General features: G+C 70.9%; 18 protein-coding genes, 1 pseudogene and 1 riboswitch. Of the genes and pseudogenes, 9 read left to right on the top strand and 10 right to left on the bottom strand.

Annotated elements, in window-relative coordinates; genetic code table 11:
• Positions 1 to 4,496: pseudogene (locus ACGF5U_RS29295) on the bottom strand (sugar-binding protein); the annotation flags it as partial.
• 915 nt (positions 4,497 to 5,411) lie between these two features.
• Between ACGF5U_RS29295 and ACGF5U_RS29290 the strand changes: the two are divergent.
• Both ACGF5U_RS29290 and ACGF5U_RS29285 read left to right on the top strand, forming a co-directional pair.
• Entirely contained in the window at positions 5,412 to 8,465 is a 3,054-nt protein-coding gene (locus tag ACGF5U_RS29290; RefSeq protein WP_392716970.1) for a DNRLRE domain-containing protein, read from the top strand.
• A gap of 114 nt (positions 8,466 to 8,579) precedes the next feature.
• Positions 8,580 to 9,296 (top strand): lysophospholipid acyltransferase family protein, encoded by a 717-nt coding sequence (locus ACGF5U_RS29285; protein ID WP_392716972.1) that lies wholly within the window; start codon positions 8,580 to 8,582, stop codon positions 9,294 to 9,296.
• A gap of 13 nt (positions 9,297 to 9,309) precedes the next feature.
• Here ACGF5U_RS29285 and ACGF5U_RS29280 read toward each other — a convergent pair whose 3' ends face one another.
• The 7 genes from ACGF5U_RS29280 to ACGF5U_RS29250 all read right to left on the bottom strand — a co-directional run bounded on the left by ACGF5U_RS29280 (position 9,310) and on the right by ACGF5U_RS29250 (position 14,618).
• Entirely contained in the window at positions 9,310 to 10,053 is a 744-nt protein-coding gene (locus tag ACGF5U_RS29280; protein ID WP_392717230.1) for an urease accessory protein UreD, read from the bottom strand.
• Entirely contained in the window at positions 10,050 to 10,754 is a 705-nt protein-coding gene (ureG, locus tag ACGF5U_RS29275; RefSeq protein WP_392716974.1) for an urease accessory protein UreG, read from the bottom strand. Before ureG ends, ACGF5U_RS29280 begins: the two co-directional genes overlap by 4 nt.
• A gap of 37 nt (positions 10,755 to 10,791) precedes the next feature.
• Positions 10,792 to 11,454, bottom strand: a complete 663-nt coding sequence (locus ACGF5U_RS29270) for an urease accessory protein UreF (RefSeq protein WP_392716976.1) — start codon at positions 11,452 to 11,454, stop codon at positions 10,792 to 10,794.
• Between the two features lie 15 nt (positions 11,455 to 11,469).
• Positions 11,470 to 13,206 (bottom strand): urease subunit alpha, encoded by a 1,737-nt coding sequence (locus ACGF5U_RS29265; RefSeq protein WP_392716978.1) that lies wholly within the window; start codon positions 13,204 to 13,206, stop codon positions 11,470 to 11,472.
• Entirely contained in the window at positions 13,199 to 13,510 is a 312-nt protein-coding gene (locus ACGF5U_RS29260; protein ID WP_392716980.1) for an urease subunit beta, read from the bottom strand. Before ACGF5U_RS29260 ends, ACGF5U_RS29265 begins: the two co-directional genes overlap by 8 nt.
• Before the next feature lie 16 nt (positions 13,511 to 13,526).
• Positions 13,527 to 13,829 carry an urease subunit gamma gene (locus ACGF5U_RS29255; protein WP_392716982.1) on the bottom strand — a complete coding sequence of 101 codons (303 nt, stop codon included), beginning with the start codon at positions 13,827 to 13,829 and terminating at the stop codon, positions 13,527 to 13,529.
• Between the two features lie 135 nt (positions 13,830 to 13,964).
• Positions 13,965 to 14,618, bottom strand: a complete 654-nt coding sequence (locus tag ACGF5U_RS29250) for a TetR/AcrR family transcriptional regulator (protein WP_392716984.1) — start codon at positions 14,616 to 14,618, stop codon at positions 13,965 to 13,967.
• A gap of 194 nt (positions 14,619 to 14,812) precedes the next feature.
• Between ACGF5U_RS29250 and ACGF5U_RS29245 the strand changes: the two genes are divergently transcribed.
• From ACGF5U_RS29245 to ACGF5U_RS29235, 3 genes are all read left to right on the top strand, one after another.
• Entirely contained in the window at positions 14,813 to 15,823 is a 1,011-nt protein-coding gene (locus ACGF5U_RS29245) for an ABC transporter permease (RefSeq protein ID WP_392716986.1), read from the top strand.
• A 73-nt stretch (positions 15,824 to 15,896) separates the two neighbouring features.
• The gene (locus ACGF5U_RS29240) at positions 15,897 to 16,223 is read left to right on the top strand and encodes a hypothetical protein (protein ID WP_392716988.1); all 327 of its coding nucleotides are present in this window, start codon (positions 15,897 to 15,899) and stop codon (positions 16,221 to 16,223) included.
• A gap of 291 nt (positions 16,224 to 16,514) precedes the next feature.
• Positions 16,515 to 16,719: riboswitch (cyclic di-AMP (ydaO/yuaA leader) on the top strand.
• A gap of 3 nt (positions 16,720 to 16,722) precedes the next feature.
• Positions 16,723 to 17,205, top strand: a complete 483-nt coding sequence (locus ACGF5U_RS29235) for a C40 family peptidase (RefSeq protein ID WP_392716990.1) — start codon at positions 16,723 to 16,725, stop codon at positions 17,203 to 17,205.
• A 296-nt stretch (positions 17,206 to 17,501) separates the two neighbouring features.
• On the opposite strand, the gene ACGF5U_RS29230 is transcribed toward ACGF5U_RS29235, so the two are convergent.
• Entirely contained in the window at positions 17,502 to 17,933 is a 432-nt protein-coding gene (locus ACGF5U_RS29230) for an ATP-binding protein (RefSeq protein ID WP_392716992.1), read from the bottom strand.
• A 239-nt stretch (positions 17,934 to 18,172) separates the two neighbouring features.
• Between ACGF5U_RS29230 and ACGF5U_RS29225 the strand changes: the two genes are divergently transcribed.
• Positions 18,173 to 19,039, top strand: coding sequence for a helix-turn-helix domain-containing protein (locus ACGF5U_RS29225; RefSeq protein WP_392716994.1), 867 nt, complete (start codon positions 18,173 to 18,175; stop codon positions 19,037 to 19,039).
• A gap of 14 nt (positions 19,040 to 19,053) precedes the next feature.
• The gene (locus ACGF5U_RS29220) at positions 19,054 to 19,254 is read left to right on the top strand and encodes a DUF397 domain-containing protein (protein ID WP_392716996.1); all 201 of its coding nucleotides are present in this window, start codon (positions 19,054 to 19,056) and stop codon (positions 19,252 to 19,254) included.
• Here the strand turns inward: ACGF5U_RS29220 and ACGF5U_RS29215 are convergent.
• Positions 19,248 to 20,405: an 8-amino-7-oxononanoate synthase gene (locus tag ACGF5U_RS29215; RefSeq protein ID WP_392716998.1), complete on the bottom strand. Its 1,158-nt coding sequence runs from the start codon at positions 20,403 to 20,405 to the stop codon at positions 19,248 to 19,250. The two genes, ACGF5U_RS29220 and ACGF5U_RS29215, sit on opposite strands and share 7 nt — an antisense overlap.
• Before the next feature lie 143 nt (positions 20,406 to 20,548).
• Here ACGF5U_RS29215 and bioB point away from each other — a divergent pair, with 143 nt between their 5' ends.
• Together bioB and ACGF5U_RS29205 are read left to right on the top strand one after the other, a co-directional pair.
• On the top strand, positions 20,549 to 21,757 hold the full coding sequence (gene bioB, locus ACGF5U_RS29210; RefSeq protein ID WP_392717000.1) for a biotin synthase BioB: 1,209 nt from the start codon (positions 20,549 to 20,551) through the stop codon (positions 21,755 to 21,757).
• Positions 21,750 to 23,045 carry an adenosylmethionine--8-amino-7-oxononanoate transaminase gene (locus ACGF5U_RS29205; protein ID WP_392717002.1) on the top strand — a complete coding sequence of 432 codons (1,296 nt, stop codon included), beginning with the start codon at positions 21,750 to 21,752 and terminating at the stop codon, positions 23,043 to 23,045. Before bioB ends, ACGF5U_RS29205 begins: the two co-directional genes overlap by 8 nt.
• The last annotated feature ends 1 nt before the right edge of the window (position 23,046 follow it).

The following is a 23,046-nucleotide window of genomic DNA, read 5'->3' as shown; positions in this document are numbered from 1 at the left end:
GGGTGCTCGCCGGTGACCGCGCGCAGGACCTCGCCGTAGACGCTGTAGTTCGTCTCCGCCGTGTACCAGTCGAGACCGGACGTCGAGATCGGCAGGCCGTCCTCGTTGTACCGGGTGACGATCTTCTCACCGCTCAGGGTGCCGGCGGCCGGAACCGAGACGGAGTTCAGCAGACCGGAGTCGCTGTACTCGTAGGCGTAGGAGTAGTTCTCCTGCAGCCCGTACGCCGAGGCGATCGACGCCGGCAGCGAGACCTTGCGCCCGGTGATCTGGTAGTCCGGGTTGTAGCCGGTGACCGTCGTGGTGTACGGCAGGCCGTCCGTGTACCGGGTCGCCGCGGCCAGGAGGCCCAGGCCGCCGATCACGGTGTCGTACGTGTTCGCCGACAGCAGCGAGCCGGTGGACGAACCGAGGCGCTGCTCGGTTGGACGGGACAGCTTGTCGTACCCGGTCCACACCGTCACACCACGCGCGTCGGTCGTGGTGAGCTGACGGTTCAGCGTGTCGTAGGTGATGGTGCTCGTACCCGCGTCGGGGTCGGTGGCCGACAGCTGACGGCCACGGGCGTCGTAGGTCCAGGACCAGGTGTTGCCCTTGGAGTCGACCGCCTTGCTCTTGTCGCCCCGGGCGTTGAACTCGTACGTGGTCGAGCGCACAGCGGTGCGCGCCGCGTTCGTGAAGGTGTCGACGCGGACCGTGCGACCGTTCGCGTCACTGAAGGAACGTTCCGCCGCCGCGCCGGTCGGCGGGATGACGGTCGAGTAGTCGAAGCCGTACTCGTACTTCGTCGCCTTCTCGGGCTTCTCCGTACCGGCCTCGTACGGGGTCTCGGCCAGCGTGCGCCCGAGGCCGTCGTACTTGTAGAGGGTGGCGTTGGGGACGTTGAAGTCCGAGGCGAGCTCGTACATCACCGTCTGCGGGTCACCCGTGGCGTAGTAGCCGTTGTTGGTGCGGGAGATGGTGCCGTTGGGGCTGTAGATGGTGTCGGTGATCAGTCGGCCCTTGCCGACCGCCGGCTCCTGGCGCTGCCGCTCACGACCGAGACCGTCGTAGAAGACGACCGATGTCTCGTAGTCGCCGCGGTGGTTCAGCGTCTCGGTGACGACGGAGACCGGCTCGCCGGGCGTGGTGTTGTACGTCATCTTGACCGAGGGATCCTCGGTCGTCGCCTGCGACGTCTTCCAGCCCCTGATCGTGCGGCCGAGCGCGTCGTAGGCGAAGGAGGTGCTGCGCCCGTTGGCGTCGACCTCCTTCAGGGTCGAACCGCGACCCGGCTCGATGTACGACGTCTCACTGTGGTTCAGCGCGTTCTTCGTCGTGATCGAGTACACCTGGCCGGTGGCCGGGGTGTACGTGGTCGTGCTGGTGTTGCCCGCGGCGTCCGTGGTGGACGTGGACCGGCCGAGGGAGTCGTAGCCGACCGTGCCGCTCGACGTCCAGCTGCCCCCGCTGCCACTGATGTCCCAGGTGGCCGTGGCGAGGCCCACCGTGGGGGCGGCGCCGAAGGCTCCGTTGTCGTAGGCGACCCGGGAGCCGGCCATCCAGTCCGCCGCCGTCGCCGTGGCCGCCGCGGCACAGGTGCCGGCGGTGGTCAGGGTCTCCTTGGACAGACCGATCAGGTGCTTGGCGGTGTTGTGGACGTACGACGTCACCAGGCAGGACTCGTCGCCGGTCTTGCCGGTGTCGCCCAGCGTCTCCACCTTGACCGGCAGACCGTAGGTGGCGTCGTAGGTGGTGTTGACCTGGGTGGTACGCCAGGTACGCGCGTCGCCCGGGAGAGTGCCCGACGCACGGGTCACGGTCTTGCTGTAGTCGTCCAGCACCCGGTACGCCTTCAGCGCCGGGATGCCGCCGTCGCGCGCACGGGTGGCCAGAACGGTGGCGGTGGGGTGGTCGACGGAACGGGTGACCAGGTTGCCGGCCACACCGTCGTAGGTGAGCGTCTCGGCCACCTTGCCCTGGAAGGGCAGGAGGTCATCGGCGATCTTGACGCCGTCCGCGTCGTAGACCGCGTCCGTACGGGTCGTCCCGTCCGGCTTCGGATCGCCGTACATACCCCGGAAGTACCGGGTCTCACTCATCGTCCGCTTCGTACCGCGGTACGTGTCGGCCGAGTCGGCGCCCTCGATGGTGCGGACGAGGCCGTAGCCGCGCCACTGGTCGTAGGTGCGGGTCTTCTTCTTCGAGAACTCCGCCTGGTTCAGCGCCCAGGCGCCACCACCCACGTAGGTGTAGCTGGTCGTGGTCTCCGCGACACCGGAGACGCCCGGGAGTTCCTGGACGTTGGTGACGACGTACTTGTGGAACCAGTCGATCGTCTCGTCGGCCTTGTCCGGGTCCGGGTGCCAGTACGCCGGATAGCACAGGCCCGTGTTCGACGACACCGACGGGAAGCCGGTGCCGGTGGCGCAGGGGCCGGTGGGCTTGGAGTAGGTGACGACGGTCTCGCCGCCGTACTCGTTGACGATCCTCGCTATACGGAGCCGGTCGAAGGTGGGGTTGGGGTCGCTGGCGCCCTTCTTCACCCGGTTGTGCATCGGCAAGGTGTTCGCGACGAACGTCACCGGCCGCAGCGCGATCGCCTCGCCGTCCGGCGCGTAGCCGGTCCGGGTGATCGACTCCAGCCACAGCGCGGTGCCCTCATCGGTACGCTCGGCCGGCAGCGACTGCTGCAGCGTCCACGTGTCCAGCTTCGACAGCGCCGTCGAACCCTCGGTGCGCTGCGCGAACGTGGTCACCTGGGCGAGGCGCTTGCGCGACCAGAACGTCGGGACCGGGACGAAGCACTCCTTGCCCGTCGCGCCCGAGCAGTACAGGTCAGCGGGCGTGTCGTACCAGATCCGGTTCTTCGCGAAGTCACCCGACGCGAAGTTCGTGTCCGTACACGCGATGCCGTCCTCGACATAGCACCGCTCATCGATCGAGAACGCCACCCGCGCCACCGGGGCACCGGTGTACAGGGCGCTGGAGCGCAGGCCGTAGTCGATGCGGTTGAGGTAGCCGCCCCGGTCGTACTTCACCGGGGTCTTGAACTTCAGGTTCTGCGCGTAGTAGTTGGCCTCCTTGGACCACCACAGCGTCATCGCGCCACCGGAGGTGTCCACGACGTAGTCGAGGTTCCACCGCCACGCCTGCTTGCAGAACGAGCTCGCGAAGGAGGTGTTGTAGCAGGGCTCACCCGACTGGTTACCGGAGACCGGGACCGTCAGCACGGAGTTGGTGACCGGGTCCGGGTCGACCTTGTCGGTCGTGGCGGGGTTGTCGGAACGCCATCCGGGCAGCTTGTGCCTGCCGAAGTAGTACTGCGTACCGTCGCGCGTGGTGACCCGCCAGTACTCGCCGTCCTCGTCGCCGTTGCCCAGCGACGTGTCCTTGAGGAGTTCGACCTTCGAGCCGTCACCGTTGGCCGTGATCCAGGCGCCGGACGTGTCGTCCTTCACCAGCTCCGTCGTCGTACCGCCGAGGGTGAGGATCGCGTTGTCGGAGCCCCAGCACAGGTCAGCGGTCTTGCGATCGGCGTTGTTGCCGTTGGTCCGGTCATCCCGGCAGGCCCGGTACGTACGCGAGATCGAACCCGCGTTGTACTCCCAGCCCTCACCGATCCACGACGCCTGGTTGTTCGTCGCCGACGTCCGGCCATCAGCGCTCTGCGAGCTGTAACCGAACCCCAGAGACGGCGACGGACCACCCGGCACCGTCGGCGCCTGCATCGCGTACGTGTACGAGAAACCACCGGAGCTGCTGCCCGCCGACCACGAACCCGCCGACGGCAGCGGCGTGGCGGAGAAGTCACCCTTCGCGCCACTGCCCGAGGACGTGGCCACGAAGACGGACGAACCGGAGGCCGCGGCCGCAGCCGTCAGCACCGACGGAGCGACCGTCTTGCCGCCCTCCCGGTACACGGCGTCGTTGACCGTGCCGTCACCGTCAGCGGAGGCGGGGGTGGTGCCACCGGCGGCCGGGTCGGTCAGCGTGGCGACATCCACCGTCGCCTCGATCCGACGCGTACCATCCAGCACACCATCACCCGGCTCGTCACCCGCCTTCGGCGTCACGACATTCGCCGTGTCCACCTCCGTCGGCTCCTGACACCCCTCCACCTCCGGAGTCGTCAGAAAACACTGCGGATACTTGACCAGCTGAAGACGGTCCGCCCAGTTCGCGCCATACAACTCCGCGAACTGCGTGTAATCCAGAGCCACCACCGCCGTGCCCGTCGCCGAAGCCGGCGGCGTCACGGTGAACACCATGCCCTCGATCTCGGTGTCGACCAGCTCCGACTGATCCGCCAGCGAAACCTGCCAGTCACCCTCAAGCGCCCGAGCCTGCTCCGCCGTCGCCGACACCGGAGCACCCACCGCCACCGGCAACGTCCCCACCGGCACCGTCTGACCAGCCGACAGACCCGTCACCGTCTCCGTCGCCGCCGCACCCGCCGGCGCCACCGTCTTCGTCGGCTCGTACTCGACCGCCGGAGGCACCTCCGCCGTCGTCATCTCCGCCAGCGAACCGCCATCCTGACCCGACGCCACATCCGACTTCGGCAGGTCGACCAGATCGACACCAGCACGGTCATCATCCGCCGGCGGCAACGCGTACGCGGCCGGCAACAACCCGACCGTCAACGCCAACGCCACCGGAGCCACCACAGCAAAGCGCAGACGAGCACGTCTGCGCCTCACAGCCCTCGTGCCGGGCGGCAAACCACCCCGGCCACTCCAAGAAACCGATCTGAACACGACGGCCGCGGCCCCCCAAGGTTAGATCCACGGTCAATTTCCCGCTCACCGAGGGGACACGAGAGAACTGACGCAATTTTATGGCGCATGTTCAGCCACGAATTCACATGGCGTCAAATCACCCCGATTTCGAGTGATCTTGGTCACAAGATATTTGAGGCGCAGCCCCCACGAGACACAATGTCCGACCTCAAGCGGGAATCCGATACAGAATGAATGAAGGTCAAAAAACGGGCATTGCGTCAACAATGATCACCGAAGGCCCTGCACGCCGCCGCCCTTTGTCACCTTGATGACGATTTGATCGGTGACCTGGGCGTTCTCCTCCCGCCTTCCACCAGTGCCTTCTCCCGGCACCGGCGGCCGGTGTCGGCTTCGCTCCACCCGGTGGACCCGGTCACGGGTCCAGCACGTATGTGGATTGCTCGTGTTCGATCCGTCATGCTTCTCCCGCTCCCATACCTCTCCTGGCGCGTTTTCGGCCAGCTTCGACGGGCGGCAGGCAGAGCGCGGGGGCTCGATACGAAACGTCTCGGCATTCCGCCTGCCCTGAGCCCGGCGGTTGTCGTTCAGGGAGGGGAATCCAGCACCGTGGATCGTCGTCGTCTCATCCGGGGAATACCCCGGCGCACTGTCGCGGGGGTGGCCGGTCTGGTCGCTGCCGCGTTGGGTGTGACGTTGTTGACCCCGATGTGGGGCGAGCCGGACGGTGCGGCCGAGCCCGGCCCGGCGAAGGTGGCCGGTCCGCTGGACGAGAACGCCGCGCAGAAGAAGGCCCGCGCCACCGGCAAGCGCGTGGAGGTCACCGCGCTGCGCAACGAGACCTCCACCACCTACGCCCTGCCCGACGGCAGCTTCGAACTCACCGCCCACGGCGCCCCCGTACGCGCCAAGGTCGGCGACGCCTGGAAGCCCATCGACACCACCCTGACCCGCACCGGCGACGGCTGGGCACCCAAGGCCGCCGCCGACCCCGTCGTCTTCCACACCGGCAACCAGAACAAGGACCGGGCCTCACGGGCCGTGTACCGGGGTGTCCTCAACCGGCTCCCCGCCGACGGCACCGACACCTCGTTCACCGACCTGGTGACCTTCACCTCCGGCGGCCACCAGCTCACCGTCGGCTGGCCCGGCACCCTGCCCGAACCCGTCATCGACGGCGCCAGCGCCCTCTACAAGGACGTCTTCCCCCGCGTCGACCTCCTGCTGACCGCCCGCGACAGCGGCTTCAGCCACGTCCTGGTCGTCCACGACGCCACCGCCGCCGCCAACCCGGCCCTGAAGAACATCGCCTACCGGCTCACCTCACCCGACCTCACCTTCCACCACAACCCCGTCACCGACGTCGTCTCCGCCAAGGACTCCAAGGGCAACGAGATCGCCGTCTCCCCCACCCCCTACATGTGGGACTCCGCCGGCAAGATGCCCACCGCCGGCAACGGCAGCGTCTTCACCCTGCCCGGCCTGGCCGGACCGCAGATCGGCACCCACACCGCCATCGGCGACGCCGACCTCACCGGCGGCGGCACCAGCGCCGCCACCATGACCATCACCCCCGACACCGACTGGCTCACCGGCCCCGACCTCACCTGGCCCGCCTTCGTCGACCCCTCCATCACCGGCAAGACCAAGAACTGGACGACCGTGTACGCCAAGTACCCGTCGTCCAGCTTCTACGACGGAGCGAACTACAACTCCGGCACCACCGAGGCCCGCGTCGGCTACGAGTCCACCACCGGCGGCCTGTCCCGGTCCTACTTCCGCCTCGGCTGGACCACCGCCTTCAAGGGCGCCACCGTCACCTCCGCCTCCATCCGGCTCCTGGAAACCTACGCCTGGTCCTGCTCCGCACGCGAGATGCAGATCCACCACACCGGCGGCATCTCCTCCGCCACCACCTGGAACAACCAGCCCGCCAAGAAGTCCGAGATCGGCCGCAAGTCCTTCGCCCACGGCTACAACAGCTCCTGCCCCGACGCCTACGTCACCTACGACGCCAAGAACATCGCGCAGAGCGCCGCCACCGGCGGCTGGACCGAGTTCACCATCGGCCTGTTCGCCACCACCGAGACCTCCTCCTACTCCTGGAAGAAGTTCAAGGCGGAAGGCGAGTCGGCGCCGAAGGTGACCATCGCCTACAACCGGCCTCCGGCCGAGCCGACCCAGCTCCACATGACGCCCGGCCCGGACTGCGACACCACCAGCCCGTACTCCGCGGTCGGCAAGAGCGACCTGACCTTCGACGCGTACTCCACCGACGCCGACAACAACCTGTCGTCGCTGAACTTCCAGGTCTGGGAGTCCGGAGCCAGCACGAAGATCTACGACGGCAACAGGACCGTCTCCGCCGGCAAGGCCAGCGTCACGCTCCTGAGCAGCAAGTTCGTCAACGGCAAGACCTACTTCTGGCGCGTGCGTGCCCTGGACTCCAGCGGGTCCTACTCCACGTTCGCCCCGCCCGGCACGGTCAACTGCGGATTCAAGTACGACGCTTCCGCGCCCAACTCGCCGAAGGTGACGTCCACCGCGTTCCCGGAGGACGACGGCAACGGTGGCACCTGGTCGACCGTGAAGTTCGGCACCGCCGGAAGCTTCACCTTCTCCCCCGACGGCTCCTCCGACACCGTCAAGTACTCGTACTCCTTCAACACGACCTCGTACGACCGCAGTACCACCGTCGCCGCCGGGGCCTCGGCCACCGTGTCGCTCAGCCCGCCCGTCGCCGGACCGAACATCCTGTACGTCAAGGCATCGGACGCCTCCGGGAACTCCTCGGTCGAGCCGACGAAGTACCGGTTCTACGTCACGCCGCGCGACAAGGCCGACAAGGCGGGCGACGTCACCGGTGACGGTGTCGCCGACCTGTACATCCTCGACGCCACCGGTGACCTGAGGCTCTACCCGTCCGACAAGACCGGTGACATCCACGCGTCGATGCCGGCCGCCCACAAGGACGGTGTCCTGCTGGAGGCCGACAACGACGAGGACGGCAAGGCCGACTACGGCGACTACTGGCTCGACGCCTCCGGCAAGCCCGCGCTGATCACCCACAACGGCGACTTCCTGCCCGGCGACGGCATCCAGGACCTGGTCGCCCGGATGGCCGACGGCAAGCTCTACGTCTACCGGGGCGACGGCTACGGCGGCGTCGACATCGAGCAGCGCACCGAGATCCGGCTGCCCGCCAACGCCCCCGCGCCGTCCACGATGAGTCAGATCCTGGCCACCGGAGACATCACCGGTGACAAGCGCCCGGACATGTTCGCCACCGTCGGCGACGCGATGTGGGCCTTCACCGGCTACACCGGCGGTACCTTCGAGTCCGCCATCCGGCTGACCTCCAGCCCGTGGGCCAACCGGGACCTCGTCAACGTCGGCGACGTCAACCTCGACGGCAGCGCCGACCTGGTCTACCGCTCCTTCGACAGCGGCCGGCTCCTCCTCCGTCTCGGCAAGCCCGCGGTCGGCGGCGGTACCGACCTGACGTCCCTGGCGTCGGCCGCGAACTCGCTCACCGGCACCGACGCCGAGTACGGCACGGGCTGGTCCGCGACCAACATCCCGATGATGATGGGTACCCCGGACGTCACCGGTGACGGCATCCCCGACATGTGGGCACTCGCCGCCGACGGTTCCGTCCGCTTCTACACCGCGACCAAGACCTGGGGCGGTTCCGCCAAGACGGTCATCAGCGGCGGCTGGGGGTCCAAGAAGGCCTTCGGCTGATCGCGAGCGGCCGTTCCCACAGTGACACGCGGGGCCCGTCCGATCCGGGAGGATCGGGCGGGCCCTTCCGCGTGCCCGATGACGGGCACCGACACCCGCGCCTACACTGAACCGGTGTTCTACTACCTGCTGAAATACGTGGTTCTCGGGCCGGTGCTGCGGTTGCTGTTCCGTCCCAGGACCGAGGGTCTTGAGCACATCCCGGAGAGCGGCGCGGCGATCGTCGCCGGTAATCATCTGTCGTTCTCGGACCACTTCCTGATGCCGGCCGTGCTGAAGCGGCGCATCACGTTCCTCGCCAAGCAGGAGTACTTCACCGGGCCCGGGATCAAGGGGCGGTTGACGGCGGCGTTCTTCCGGAGCGCCGGGCAGATCCCGGTGGACCGCTCCGGCAAGGAGGCGGGTCAGGCGGCGATCCGTGAGGGGCTCGGGGTGCTGGGCAGGGGTGAGCTCCTGGGCATCTACCCGGAGGGCACCCGGTCGCATGACGGCCGGCTCTACAAGGGCAAGGTCGGCGTCGCGATCATGGCGCTGAAGGCGGGTGTGCCCGTGATCCCGTGCGCGATGGTCGGAACGTTCGAGATCCAGCCGCCGGGCAAGGTCCTGCCGAAGATCAAGCGGGTGACGGTCCGTTTCGGCGCACCGCTGGACTTCTCGCGCTACGCGGGGATGGAGAACGAGAAGGCCGTCGTCCGGGCCGTCACGGACGAGATCATGTACGAGATCCTCGCCCTGTCGGGCCAGGAGTACGTGGACGACTACGCCGCCAAGGTGAAGGCGGCGACCGAGGCGTCCCCGCCCCGTCGGTCGCTGCCCTGGCGGCGGCGCTGACCTCCCCGGCGGGTCAGGCGGGGGCGAGTGCCGTGAGCGCCTCGTCCAGCAGGCGGCGCAGCCGCAGAGCGTCTGCGGCGACCGCCGTGACCAGGGCGGCCGGCCCGGCGAGGGGGGTGACGACGGCGGTGTCGCCGAGCTGTCGGGGCTCGACCGGCTTGTCCTCGAAGACGGGCCGTACGACGAGGAGTTGTCCGACCGCCCGGTGGCCGGCCAGGACCGCGCCGCCGTCCCAGCCGCCGGGTGCGCCCGGACCGCAGGCGAGTTCCTGATCGAGCAGGGGGCGTCCGGCACGCCGGACGGTGAGGCGTGTGGTGAGGGTGCCGGGCTCCTCTCCGTACCGGCCGAGGATCTGTTCCTCGCGCAGGACGAGCCGGGCGCCGGGGGCGAGGTCGACGCGGGTGCGCGTCCTGAGGTCGGAGCCGTGGGCGGCGATCAGCTGCTCCGGCAGCCAGCGCAGTTCGGCGTCGTCGCCGACGGTGAGCCGGATGTCGTAGTGGGCGGTCTCGCCCGTGCGGCCCGGCAGGGACACGGTCGCCGCCGCCGCGTCGACGGTGAGCCGCGCCCCGTCCCGTACCTCCGTCTCCAGGGCGAGCCGGTCACCGCCGAGCGGGGCGCTCATGGCGCCGACGACGGTCACCCTGGCGAGGGGTCGGGTGGCGCGGGTGCGGCGCAGGGCGAGGGGTCCTTCGCTCCGCAGGACGGGCAGGGCGCCGCCCGGTTCCGCGACGATCCGGGCGGTGGCGCGGACGCTCACGCGGTCCCGGCCGACGTCCACGCGGCGAGTCGGCCGCGTACCCAGTCGGCGACGGGCGTGACGCCGTGCTCGCCGGTCAGGGAAGTGAACACGACGGGCAGGTCGCCGCGCTGTTCCCTGGCGTCGCGGGCCATGCGGGCCAGGTCTGAGCCGACGTACGGGGCGAGGTCGGTCTTGTTGACGACGAGGAGGTCGGCGGTGGTGACCCCGGGTCCGCCCTTGCGGGGGATGTCGTCGCCGCCCGCGACGTCGATGACGAAGATCTGGGCGTCGACCAGCCCCTTGGAGAAGGTGGCGGTGAGGTTGTCGCCGCCGGACTCGACGAGGATCAGGTCGAGCGGGCCGACTCCCTCGCCGGAGAACACGGTCTCCAGGTCCTCGACGGCTTCGAGGTTGGCGGAGATGTCGTCGCGAATCGCGGTGTGCGGGCAGGCGCCGGTCTCGACGGCGGTGATCCGCTCCGGCGGCAGGACGGCGTTGCGCAGCAGGAACTCGGCGTCTTCACGGGTGTAGATGTCGTTGGTGACGACGGCGATGGAGAACCGGTCGCGCAGGGCGCGGCAGAGCGCGGCGACGGTCGCGGTCTTGCCGGAGCCGACGGGGCCGCCGAGGCCGATGCGCAGGGCGCGCCGGGTGCCGTCGGGGCGGGTGGCGTCGGCGCTCACCGCCGCGGGCCCGTCGTGGGTGTGGTCGAGGTGCATGGTGCGGCTCCATGGGGGTTGAGGAGGTGATCGGTGTCTACGAGGCGAAGAGGCGTACGGGCCAGGCGGCGTGCTGCTCGGCGGTGATGTCGAGGAGGGGCGCCGACGCGGCCGGCAGGGCGTCGACTCCGTCCCGCGCGGCGGCGGCGGCCCGGGAGGCCACGTCGTCCATGTCGGGCGCGAGCCGGGCGAGGACGGCGGTGGCCTGGAACGGGTCGAGGCTCAGCAGCCGTACGGCCGCCGTGGCGGGGCCGCTGACGGTCTCGTAGGCGACGCAGTGGGCGGCGTCCCGTGGTCCGAGGCCGGCGGCCCTGGCGGTGAGGCCGAGGACGACGGGCTGGTGGGCGCCGCGTGGGAACGCGGCGGCCAGCGCGTCGAGTTCGGGGCTGGGCCAGGTGGCGCGGGCGGCGCGCATCAGTTGTCGGCCGAGCTTGCGGGCGGTGGCGCGCAGGGCGGGCGACGGGGTGCGGGCGTCGGCGGCCGCGTCCAGGGCGCGCGGGTCCAGGCCGGTGGCGGCCGCGGCGGCCAGCGCTGCGGAGGTGAGGCCCGTGGTGTGCAGGCGGCCGCGGCAGAACGCCTCCAGGTCGGCGGCGTCTCGGATGCGGCCCGCCGCGACGGCGGGTTCGGCGCCCCCGGAGTGGGCGTGCCCGCCGGCGGGGAACCGCCCGTCGGCGAGCACGAGGAGAGCGGATCGGCTCATGGCGTACGTCCCTGGTCAGAAGAGGAAGTAGCGCTGGGCCATGGGCAGTTCGGCGGCGGGGGCCGGTTCGACCGGTTCGCCGTCGATGGTCACCGTGAAGGTGTCGGGGTCGACGTGGACGCGGGGCAGGGCGCTGTTCTCGCGCATGTCGGCCTTGGTGACGCCCCGGGTGTTGCGGGCGGCGACGAGGCGTTTGCCGAGACCGAGCCGGCCGGGCAGGGCGTCCTCGATCGCCGCCTCGGTGACGAAGTTGAGGGAGTTGCCCGCCGGTGCCTTGCCGTGCGCGCCGAACATCGGGCGGGGCATGACCGGCTGGGGGGTGGGGATGGAGGCGTTGGCGTCGCCCATCTGCGCGTAGGCGATCTGTCCGCCCTTGATGACGGTGAGGGGTTTGACGCCGAAGAAGGCGGGGTCCCAGAGCACCAGGTCGGCGAGTTTGCCGGGTTCGACGGAGCCGATCTCGTGGTCGAGGCCCTGGGCGACGGCGGGGTTGATCGTGTACTTGGCGACGTAGCGGCGGGCGCGGTGGTTGTCGGCGCGGCCGTCGCCGGGGAGGGGGCCGCGCCGTTTCTTCATCACGTGCGCGGTCTGCCAGGTCCGCATGACGACCTCGCCGATGCGCCCCATCGCCTGGGAGTCGGAGGAGATGATGGAGATGGCGCCGAGGTCGTGGAGGATGTCCTCGGCCGCGATGGTGGTGGGCCGGATCCGGGACTCGGCGAAGGCGAGGTCCTCGGGGACGGCGGGGTTGAGGTGGTGGCAGACCATCAGCATGTCGAGGTGTTCCTCGAGGGTGTTGACGGTGTGCGGCCGGGTCGGGTTGGTGGAGCTGGGCAGGACGTACGGCTCGGAGACGACCGTGATGATGTCGGGTGCGTGTCCGCCGCCGGCGCCCTCGGTGTGGTAGGCGTGGATGGTGCGGCCCGCGATGGCGGCGAGCGTGTCACCGACGAATCCGGCCTCGTTGAGGGTGTCGGTGTGGATGGCGAGCTGTGCGCCGCTCTCCTCGCAGACGCTCAGGCAGGCGTCGATGGCGGCCGGGGTCGCCCCCCAGTCCTCGTGGATCTTGAAGCCGAGGGCGCCGCCGCGCAGTTGTGAGCGCAGCGCCTCGTGCGACAGCGTGTTCCCCTTGCCGAGGAGCCCGATGTTGACGGGGAAGGAGTCGAGGGCCTCCAGCATGCGGCCGAGGTGCCAGGGGCCGGGGGTGACGGTGGTGGCTTTGGTGCCTTCGGCGGGTCCGGTGCCGCCGCCGATGAGCGTGGTGATCCCGGACGACAGGGCCTGGCCGATGAGGGTCGGCGAGATGAAGTGGACGTGTGCGTCGACGGCGCCCGCGGTGAGGATCCTGCCGTTGCCGGCGATGATCTCCGTCTCGGGGCCGATGACCAGCTCGGGGTGGACGCCGTTCATGGTGTCGGGGTTGCCGGCCTTGCCGATCCCGGTGATGCGGCCGTCGCGGATGCCGATGTCGGCCTTCACGATGCCCCAGTGGTCGATGACCACGGCGCCGGTGATGACGGTGTCGGGCGCGCCTTCGGCGCGGGTGGTCCTCGCCTGGCCCATGGACTCGCGGATGACCTTGCCGCCGCCGAAGACGGCTTCGTCGCCGGCGTGTCCGGGGCCGCCGGAGCGGTCCTCCTCGATCTCGATCAGCAGGTCGGTGTCGGCGAGCCGGATGCGGTCGCCGGTGGTGGGGCCGAACAGGTCCGCGTACACGGCCCGGTCGAGTGCGGCACGGCTGCGGTCAGTCATCGAGGGCGCCTCCGGTCTCGCCGCGCAGGCCAGGTACGACACGGAGCCCGGCGATCGGTACGAGTTCGACGTCGACGGGTACGCCGGGCTCGAAGCGCACGGCGGTACCGGCGGCGATGTTGAGCCGTAGGCCGTGCGCGGCCGCGCGGTCGAAGTCGAGGCCCGGGTTGGCTTCGGCGAAGTGGTAGTGGGAGCCGACCTGGACGGGCCGGTCGGCGGCGTTGAGCACGGTCAGCCGGGTGACGGGGCGGTCCTCGTTGATGAGGACGGGCCGGTCGGCGTAGAGGATCTCTCCGGGGATCACGGGTGCCGCTCCCCCGTCAGACGATCGGGTCATGGACGGTGACGAGCTTCGTGCCGTCCGGGAAGGTGGCCTCCACCTGGACGTCGTGGATCATCTCGGGGATGCCGTCCATGACGTCGTCGCGGGTGAGCACCGTCCGTCCGGACGCCATGAGTTCGGCGACGGTGCGGCCGTCGCGGGCGCCTTCCAGGATGTGCGAGGTGATGAGCGCGACGGCTTCGGGGTGATTGAGTCTCACCCCGCGGGCCCTGCGCTTCTCCGCCACGTCGGCTGCCACGTGAACGAGCAGACGTTCTTGCTCGTGCGGGGTCAGTTGCACGTTCCACCTCACAGTTCCCGCCCGGGGGCGCCCCGGGCGCAGCGGGACCCTATCCGGCTTCAACACTCTGTTGACCTGCGAGGACGAGTGTGTCGGAGAGATATTTCAAACTCCGGCACAAATTTTTCCGGGAGGTTAACGGGGCTTTTGCCGGCCCTTGGCCGGGGCGTCCTGGGCGTGGCCCATCGACATCAGGCCGCGCAGCCCGTCCTGGAGGATGCTCACGGGAGCCGAGCCGAACAGCGCCTGCTGGGCGGCGAATCCCTGCGCGGCGGCGATCATCGTCCTGGCGACGTGGTCGGCGGGGATGTCGCTCCGCATGAGACCGGCGGCCTGGTACGCCTCCACGACGCCCACCCAGGCGTGGCGCACCCGCGCGAAGCCCTCGCGCAGCACGTCGGACAGCCGTTCGTTGCGCAGGGTCTCGGTCCACACCTGGAACATCAGGCGCGGGAAGCTCTCCTCGCCGTCGTACGAGAGCCCGGACCGCTCGGAGAGCACCTCGTTCATCACCTTCCCCACCAGCGCGTCCGGCAGGGGCGGTGGGGTCTGGGCGGCGGCCGCCGCGAAGGTGGTGCCGATGGCGTCGAGGACTTCGGTGACGATGGCCTCGATCAGGTCGTCCTTGCCCCGGAAGTAGCGGTAGACGGCACCGGCGGAGAGGTCGACCTCGCGCAGGACGTCCTGCATCGATGTGGCATGGAAGCCGTTGCGGGCGAAGCAGCGCGCGGCGCCGTCGAGGATCTGACGGCGGCGGGCGTCGAGGTGTTCCTGGGATACGCGGGCCATGATCCCAAGGTAAAACGAACGTTCCTTCTTGACAAGGCGTACCTGGCGGCGGGACAGTGACGACGTCGGTAAAACGAACGATCCTTCTCTTTGGCTTCTCCGCTCCGCTCTGCCCCCTCTCCCCTCTCCGCTTCTCGGCTTCTCGGCTTCCCGGCTTCTCGCTTCTCGGCTTCTCTTCGTTCGGAGGCACTCGCATGTCCACCACACCCACGCGCCGCATGATCGCGGTGATGCTGCTCGTCCCGGCGGTCGTCGCCCTGGCGTTGTGGGCCTTCGCCTGGCCCGCCGCCCGTATCGCCCCGCGCGACCTCCCCGTGGCCGTCGCCGGACCACCGGCCGCGACGGCTCAGGTCGCCGAGCGCCTGGGGCGGCAGGACGGCGCCTTCGAGATCCACGGGTACGAGGACGAGGCCGCCGCCCGCGACGCCATCCAGGACCGGGTCGTATACGGCGCCGTCGTGGTGAGCCCCGAAGGGCCGCGCCTGCTCACCGCGTCGGCGGCCGGCCCCGCCGTGGCCCAGCTGCTCCAGCAGGCCATGACCGCCGCGGCCCCGGCCGGCACGCCGGTGCCCGTCGCGGATGTCGTCACCCCACCGCCCGGCGACCCCAGGGGCGGGGCGTTCGCCGCGAGCGTCCTGCCGCTGTCGCTGGCGGGCGTCGCGGCCGGAGCGGTGGTGACCCTGCTCGGGCTGCGTGGCCTGCGGGCCGCCACGGCGCTGGTCGGTGCCTCCACCCTGGTCGGACTAGTGGCGGTCGCGCTCGTACACGGCTGGCTGGGGGTGCTGGCGGGCGACTGGTGGATCGAGGCCGGGGCGCTCGCGCTGACGGCGCTGGCGACGGGTGCGGCCGTTGCGGGACTCGGGGCGCTGGCGGGACGGGCCGGGCTGGGACTCGGCGCCTTCCTGATGGTGCTGATCGGCAACTCGTTCTCCGGTGCGGCGAGCGCCCCGCAGCTGCTCCCCGAGCCGGCGGGGGCGCTCGGCCAGGTGCTGCCGCCCGGCGCGGGCACCGCACTGCTGCGGTCGGTCGCGTACTTCGACGGCGCCGCGTCCGGGACGGCGGCGCTCACACTCGCGGCGTGGGCCGGGCTCGGACTCCTGGCGGTCCTGGTGGCGGCCCGCCGTCGCGGCGGCGCCGCCGCGACGGACACCGTCGTCGGCGCCGGGCCGCGCAGGGAGGAGACGGCCCCGGCACCGGCCGCCTGATCACCGGAGCCCGCCGCGCACAGGCCGGCCGCGTGTTCCCGCCGTAGCGGACGGGGACACGCGGCCTTTCCGTATGCCGTCGACTGTCTTGTCACCGTCGGCACCCGCCCTGGGGCACTGGGGCCCTACCCGCGCCGAGGGTGAATTCATCGACACGTACCTCGCGGTGGTCGACCTGCTCGGCCGGATCAACCCGGCGCGCTCCACGCACACCTATGGCGCGCTGCGCGCCGCGCAGGCGCTGGTCGCACGGGCGTCCGCGCTGCGGGACGCCGTGACGTCGATGCACGACAGGGGCGGACATGAGGTGCACGCGCGGACCCTGGCGCGTGCGCTGCGCGCGCTGGACGGCGAGCGGCGTACCGGGAGGGTGACACTGCCTCAGGACCGCGCGGGGTGACCCGTTTGGCGTCGTGGGGCACCACATGGCCCTCGTCCGGACGGCGTACGCAAAGGGACGAATTTCGTACGGGGCGAGTTGCGGTGGCGCTGTACTCGTTTGGCGGAGCACCCTGCTCCGCCGCTGGTACCGGGATCAACAGCCCTCGCCCAACCGGCTGAACAGCCATTTTGTCCACCCGAACGGATCAGTCGTGACCAGGGTCACACCATGTCGTTCGCGCTCTGCAATCGGCGATCGGACGGGAAAGATCCGTGGCGACGACAAGCCCCCGCCACCGCGGCGGGGCGGTCCGGGCGGACGCCGAATCCTGCCGCCGGCCGGACGACGGGTCGACACGAGTGGATCGGCAGGAGTGGAGGACCCGAGCAAGCCGGGGCGACCACCGCGTCCAGCGGACCGGTCCCCCTTGGGGTGAAGCCGCGCGGGCGGCCGGGCATCTTCGTCAAGCCCGAACCCGACAGGTCATCCTTCACAGGCGGCTGACGAAGGGTTGCGCATGAACGCGCAGAATCATGTCCCGTCTCTGTCCCGTCTGTCCCGGGCGGGCGCCGTATCGGCCCTGACCCTCGCCGCCGTCGGCGGCACGCTGCTGGCGCCGGACGCCGCTCCCGAGGCGAACGCCGCGCCCGCCTACGCCAACAAGGCCCTGAACGTCGCCGCGTCGAAGAGGGGCGCCCCCTACCAGTACGGGGCGACCGGGCCGTACCGCTTCGACTGCTCCGGGCTGACGCTCTACTCGTACAAGAAGGCCGGCAAGAAGCTGCCCCGGACCGCGCAGCAGCAGTACAACTCGACGCGGCGCATCTCGGCGGGCAGCCGCCAGAAGGGAGACCTCGTGTTCTTCCACGGTGGCCGCGGCGTCTACCACGTGGGGATGTACGCCGGGAACAACAAGATCTGGCACTCCCCCAAGACCGGCTCGTGGGTGAAGCTGGACCGCATCTGGTCCTCGTCGGTCTCGTACGGGCGGGTGCGCTGACGCACCGGCCGGGCTCGGCATGAACGGCGGTACAGGGGCATTCGTCCGCGATGTCCGGCGACAGCCCCTGTACCGCACGCGAGAGCGGGGCGGCGGGGCGGACGGCGGGACCGAGTCGGGCACGCCGGTGACGCCGAGGAACGGGGCGGCGGAGACGCCGAGGAACGGGGCGGCGGAGACGCCGAGGAACGGGGCGGCGGAGACGCCGAGGAACGGGGCGGCGGTGACGCCGAGGAACGGGGCGGCGGTGACGCCGAGGAACGGGGCGGCGGCACCGCTCTCGTGGGGGTCGGCGGTCAGCTCTGGACGGGCACGCTCCAGGGCAGGGCGATCCACACCGTCTTGCCGCCCTCGTCGGTCGGGGTGACCGAGAGCCGGCCGCCGCACTCCGCCGTCAGCCAGCGGATGATCACCATGCCCCGGCCGTTGTCCTGTTGCACGGCGGCGGGCAGCCGCTGGGGCCAGCGGGGATGGCTGTCCGTGACGCCGATGCGCAGGCGCTCCTCGCGGTCCAGGCGCAGGTCCACCGTGAAGGTGGGCGACTGCCCGAAGGTGTGCTGGACGGCATTGGTGGCGAGCTCCGAGACGATCAGCCGGACCGTGTCGCCGATGTCCGTCCCGCCGGGGAGGCCCCATTCCGCGAGCACGTCCGCCACGTATCTGCGGGCGGCGGAGACCGAGGCGGGATCGCTCGGCAGAGTGACGGATGCTTCCTGATGATCTGCCATGGCGACGCTGTCCCTTTCCCACCGAGGCCGGACTCCGACATGTCGCGGATGCGTGACGAGAAACGGCCGCGGATTGTGCTTCCGCCAGACTGCCACTTATGTCGCGCCTGGTGGGAGCGATCCACCAAGATATGCATATATCTGTCGCTCAAAGCGGTGAACTCTGCTACGCGAGAACGGATTCGGCGGGCAGACTGAGGGGTTGACCCGGGACGGGAGGGGGTCGGGAGGAGTCTGCCATGGGCGGCACACGGCACGGGCCGGCGGTACGACGGCGCAAGCTGGGCGAGGAGTTGCGCGGGTTGCGTCTCGCCGCGGGGCTCACCAGCCGTGAGGCCGCCCGGCTCGTGGGCTGGCACCAGTCGAAGGTGAGCCGCATCGAGACCGGGACCAGTGGCGTCACCCACGTCGACGTGACCCGGCTGCTCGACGCGTACGGGGTCGACGACCTCCGGCTGCGGGCGCTGCTGGAGACGCTGGCCGGGGCGGCGGACGGCAGCCGTACGGGGTGGTGGCACGCGTACCGGGGGGTGATCCCGCAGCAGTACCGGGACTTCATCAGCCTGGAGGCGCAGGCGTGCGCGGCACGGACGCTGGAGACGTCCGTCGTGCCGGGCCTGCTGCAGACACCCGCGTACGCGCGGGCGGTGACCCGGGCGGCGCTGGAGGGGCTGCCGACGCAGACCGTCGACTCGCTGGTGCGGGTGCGGATCGCCCGCCAGGAGGTGCTGCGCGGGGAGCGGCCGCTGCGGCTGGAAGCGGTGGTCGACGAGGCGGTGCTGCGGCGGCAGGTGGGCGGGCCCGGGGTGATGCGGGAGCAGTTGCGCGCACTGCTGGAGCCCGCGCGGTTGCCCCATGTGCGGCTGCAGGTGCTGCCGTTCGCGACGGGCGGGTACGTGGGACTCTCCGGGTCTTTCGTTATCTTCTCCTTTCCGAACATTTCTGATCTGGATGTGGTTGTTCTCGACCACTTGACGAGTAGCCTCTACTTGGAGCGCACGGAAGACCTCGAGGCGTACGGCGCCGCGTTCCGCACCATGCAGGCCCACGCCCTGACGCCCGAGGACTCGTTGGATCTCATCGCCGGGATCAGTGCCGGCGCGTAGGGAGGGGCACCCCCATGTCTGCTTACCTCGCACAGCACGACACCGCGCAGTGGCGGCGCAGCAGCCGCAGCGTCGGGATGAACAACTGCGTCGAGACGGCTCACCTCGGCCCCGGCCGGTACGCCGTACGCGACTCGAAGGACACCGCCAGGCCGCCACTGCGGTTCTCCGCCACGGCCTGGGGCGCGTTCGTCTCCTCGCTGCGCGCTCAGTAGGCGGGAGCCGTACGGAGGATCGTCGCCACCGCTCCGTCGATCTGATCTTCGGTCAGGTCGGCGCGGGCGGTGAGCCGGAGCCGTGAGACGCCGTCCGGCACGGACGGCGGCCGGAAGCAGCCCACGGCGAGCCCCTCGTCCCGGCAGTCGGCGGCCCACCGCACGGCCTGCTCCGGCGACGGTGCCCGTACCGACACCACCGCCGCGTCAGGCCGTACCGCGGATAGGCCCGCCGCCGTGAGCCGCCCGTGCAGGGTGGCCGCCACCGCACGGGCGCGGGCGGCGAGCTCCGGCTCGCGGCGCAGCAGGCGCAGGCTCTCCAGCGCGGCACCGGCCGCGGCGGGCGCCAGGCCCGTGTCGAAGATGAACGTCCGGGCGGCGTTGACCAGGTGCTCGATGACCCGGGCGGGCCCGAGGACCGCACCGCCCTGGCTGCCCAGGGACTTGGAGAGCGTGGCCGTGGCGACGACGTCGGGCGCGCCCGCGAGCCCCGCCGCGTGCGGGGTGCCCCGGCCCCCGTCGCCGAGGACGCCGAGGCCGTGCGCGTCGTCGATGACCAGGGCGGCGCCGTGCGCGCGGCAGGCGGCGGCGAACCCGGCCAGCGGGGCCGCGTCGCCGTCGACCGAGAACACCGCGTCGGTGACGACCAGCGCGCGCCGCCCGGGGGCGGCCTCCAGCGCCTTCCGTACGGAGTCCGGGTCGGAGTGCGGCACGACCGAGGTCTCGGCGCGGGAGAGCCGGCAGCCGTCCACGATCGAGGCATGGTTGCCCGCGTCGGAGACGATCAGCGAGTCCCGGCCGGTCAGCGCCGTCAGGACGGCCAGGTTGGCGGCGTACCCGGAGGAGAAGACGAGGGCGGCCTCGAACCCGCAGAAGTCGGCCAGCTCGCGTTCGAGCTCGGTGTGGAGCGCGGTGGTGCCGGTGACCAGCCGTGAACCGGTGGCACCGGCGCCCCAGCGGTGGGCGGCGGCCGCGGCCGCCGCCGTCACCTCCGGCCTGCGGGTGAGCCCGAGGTAGTCGTTGCTCGCGAGGTCCAGCGACTCCGACCGGGCGGGGCGCGGGCGCAGCACCCGGACCAGACCGGCGGCCGCGCGGCGGCGCGCCTCCGTGTCGGTCCAGTCGAACGGGGCCGTGGGCGTCTCTGGATCCATGTCCGGGTCCCTTTTGTAGGCAGCGCACAGACCCTAACCAAGAAGGTGCGTGGTCAGAGTGTGGCCATGCACACACCCCAGACGGCCGTCGTTGTGGAGTTCCTCCTTGGCCGGAGGGTGTGCCGTAGGCCAGGATCGCCCCCATGGACCTGTTGAACACGCTGGTGGACAAGGGGCTTCGGCGCGAGCTGCCGACCCGCGAAGAAGCGCTCGCCGTGCTGGCGACCTCCGACGACGAACTCCTGGACGTGGTGGCCGCCGCCGGCAAGGTGCGCCGCCAGTGGTTCGGCCGCCGGGTGAAGCTCAACTACCTGGTCAACCTGAAGTCGGGCCTGTGCCCGGAGGACTGTTCGTACTGCTCCCAGCGGCTCGGTTCCAAGGCGGAGATCCTCAAGTACACCTGGCTGAAGCCGGAGGAGGCGTCGCAGGCGGCGGCCGCGGGTGTGGCGGGCGGCGCCAAGCGGGTCTGCCTGGTCGCCAGCGGCCGGGGCCCGACGGACCGGGACGTCGACCGGGTGTCCAGGACCATCGAGGCGATCAAGGAGCAGAACGAGGACGTCGAGGTGTGCGCCTGCCTCGGGCTCCTCTCGGACGGCCAGGCCGAGCGGCTGCGTGAGGCGGGTGCCGACGCCTACAACCACAACCTGAACACGTCCGAAGGGACGTACGGGGACATTACGACGACCCACACCTACGCCGACCGTGTGGACACCGTGCAGAGGGCGCACGCCGCCGGACTGTCCGCCTGTTCCGGTCTGATCGCGGGCATGGGCGAGAGCGACGAGGACCTCGTCGACGTGGTCTTCGCGCTGCGCGAGCTCGACCCGGACTCGGTGCCGGTCAACTTCCTCATCCCGTTCGAGGGCACCCCGCTCGCCAAGGAGTGGAACCTCACCCCGCAGCGGGCGCTGCGCATCCTGGCGATGGTCCGGTTCGTCTGCCCGGACGTCGAGGTACGGCTCGCCGGCGGGCGCGAGGTGCACCTGCGGTCGATGCAGCCGCTCGCGCTGCACCTGGCCAACTCCATCTTCCTGGGCGACTACCTGACCAGCGAGGGCCAGGCCGGCAAGGCCGACCTGGAGATGATCGCGGACGCCGGGTTCGAGGTGGAGGGCGCGGACACGACGACGCTGCCCGAGCACCGCGTGGACGCGGCGGCGGCCGGGTGCGGCACCGGCGGCGGGTGCGGCTCGGACTCCGGCTCCGGTGGTGTGTGCGGCTCGCCGGCCGACACCGCGGGCCCGTCGGCCGACACCGCCGGAGCGCCGGCGCAGGCCGCTTCCACCGCGCGCACGGACCTGGTGGCGGTGCGCCGCCGGGGCGCGGGAACGGATCTCGCGCCCAATGCCTGAGCCCCTGTACGGCCCCGGCGAGCTGCTCGCGCTGGACAGGGAGCACGTGTGGCACCCGTACGGCCCCATGCCCGGGCGCACGGATCCGCTGGTCGTGGAGTCGGCGTCCGGGGTGCGGCTCCGGCTCGCCGAACCCGCGCACGGCCGGGACGAGTTGATCGACGGCATGTCGTCGTGGTGGTCGGCGGTGCACGGCTACAACCACCCGGTGCTCAACGAGGCCGCGCGCGGCCAGCTCGACCGGATGAGCCATGTGATGTTCGGCGGGCTCACCCATGAGCCGGCCGTCCGGCTCGCCACCCGGCTGGTGGAGATCACCCCCGGGCCGCTGCGGCACGTCTTCCTCAGCGACTCCGGGTCGGTGGCCGTCGAGGTCGCCGTGAAGATGTGCCTGCAGTACTGGCGGTCGACGGGCCGCCCGGCCAAGCGGCGGCTGCTGACCTGGCGCGGCGGCTACCACGGCGACACCTGGCAGCCGATGTCCGTGTGCGATCCCGACGGCGGCATGCACGAGCTGTGGTCGGGGGCCCTGCCGCGGCAGGTCTTCGCCGGGCCGCCGCCCGCCGCGTACGAGGAGGAGTACGCGGACGGGCTGCGGGAGCTGATCGGGCGGCACGCGGACGAGCTCGCCGCCGTCATCGTGGAGCCGGTGGTGCAGGGCGCGGGCGGGATGCGCTTCCACTCGCCCGCGTATCTGCGGGTGCTGCGGGAGGCCTGCGACGAGCACGACGTCCTGCTGGTGTTCGACGAGATCGCGACCGGTTTCGGCCGCACGGGCACCCTGTTCGCGGCCGAGCAGGCGGCGGTGTCACCCGATGTGATGTGCCTGGGCAAGGCGCTCACCGGCGGCTATCTGTCGATGGCCGCGACGCTCTGCACCGCGCGGGTGGCCGACGGGATCTCGCGGGGCGAGGTGCCGGTCCTGGCGCACGGCCCCACGTTCATGGGCAATCCGCTCGCCTCGGCCGTGGCCTGCGCCTCGATCGATCTGCTGCTGTCCCAGGACTGGGCGCGGGAGATCAAGCGGCTGGAGGCGGGGCTGCGCGACGGGCTGGCTGCGGCACACGACGTGCCCGGTGTACGGGACGTCCGGGTCCTCGGCGCGATCGGCGTTGTCCAGCTCGACCACCCGGTCGACATGGCGGCGGCGACGGCCGCGGCGGTACGGACGGGCGTGTGGCTGCGCCCGTTCCGCGACCTGGTGTACGTGATGCCGCCGTACGTCACCGGCGACGACGATCTCGCGACGATCTGCCGCGCCGTGTGCGCCGCGGCACGGGAGGGCTGAC

It is taken from the genome of Streptomyces sp. NPDC047886, assembly GCF_043204435.1.
GTDB lineage: Bacteria > Actinomycetota > Actinomycetes > Streptomycetales > Streptomycetaceae > Streptomyces.
This window is presented reverse-complemented; position numbering and strand designations above follow the sequence as displayed.

Excerpts from the sequence above, each read along its gene's own strand:
- ureG (WP_392716974.1), bottom strand. The coding sequence starts at position 10,754 with ATGCACCTCGACCACACCCACGACGGGCCCGCGGCGGTGAGCGCCGAC.
- ACGF5U_RS29270 (WP_392716976.1), bottom strand. The coding sequence starts at position 11,454 with ATGAGCCGATCCGCTCTCCTCGTGCTCGCCGACGGGCGGTTCCCCGCC.
- ACGF5U_RS29265 (WP_392716978.1), bottom strand. The coding sequence starts at position 13,206 with ATGACTGACCGCAGCCGTGCCGCACTCGACCGGGCCGTGTACGCGGAC.
- ACGF5U_RS29250 (WP_392716984.1), bottom strand. The coding sequence starts at position 14,618 with ATGGCCCGCGTATCCCAGGAACACCTCGACGCCCGCCGCCGTCAGATC.
- ACGF5U_RS29245 (WP_392716986.1), top strand. The coding sequence starts at position 14,813 with ATGTCCACCACACCCACGCGCCGCATGATCGCGGTGATGCTGCTCGTC.
- ACGF5U_RS29240 (WP_392716988.1), top strand. The coding sequence starts at position 15,897 with ATGCCGTCGACTGTCTTGTCACCGTCGGCACCCGCCCTGGGGCACTGG.
- ACGF5U_RS29235 (WP_392716990.1), top strand. The coding sequence starts at position 16,723 with ATGAACGCGCAGAATCATGTCCCGTCTCTGTCCCGTCTGTCCCGGGCG.
- ACGF5U_RS29230 (WP_392716992.1), bottom strand. The coding sequence starts at position 17,933 with ATGGCAGATCATCAGGAAGCATCCGTCACTCTGCCGAGCGATCCCGCC.
- ACGF5U_RS29225 (WP_392716994.1), top strand. The coding sequence starts at position 18,173 with ATGGGCGGCACACGGCACGGGCCGGCGGTACGACGGCGCAAGCTGGGC.
- ACGF5U_RS29220 (WP_392716996.1), top strand. The coding sequence starts at position 19,054 with ATGTCTGCTTACCTCGCACAGCACGACACCGCGCAGTGGCGGCGCAGC.
- ACGF5U_RS29215 (WP_392716998.1), bottom strand. The coding sequence starts at position 20,405 with ATGGATCCAGAGACGCCCACGGCCCCGTTCGACTGGACCGACACGGAG.
- bioB (WP_392717000.1), top strand. The coding sequence starts at position 20,549 with ATGGACCTGTTGAACACGCTGGTGGACAAGGGGCTTCGGCGCGAGCTG.
- ACGF5U_RS29205 (WP_392717002.1), top strand. The coding sequence starts at position 21,750 with ATGCCTGAGCCCCTGTACGGCCCCGGCGAGCTGCTCGCGCTGGACAGG.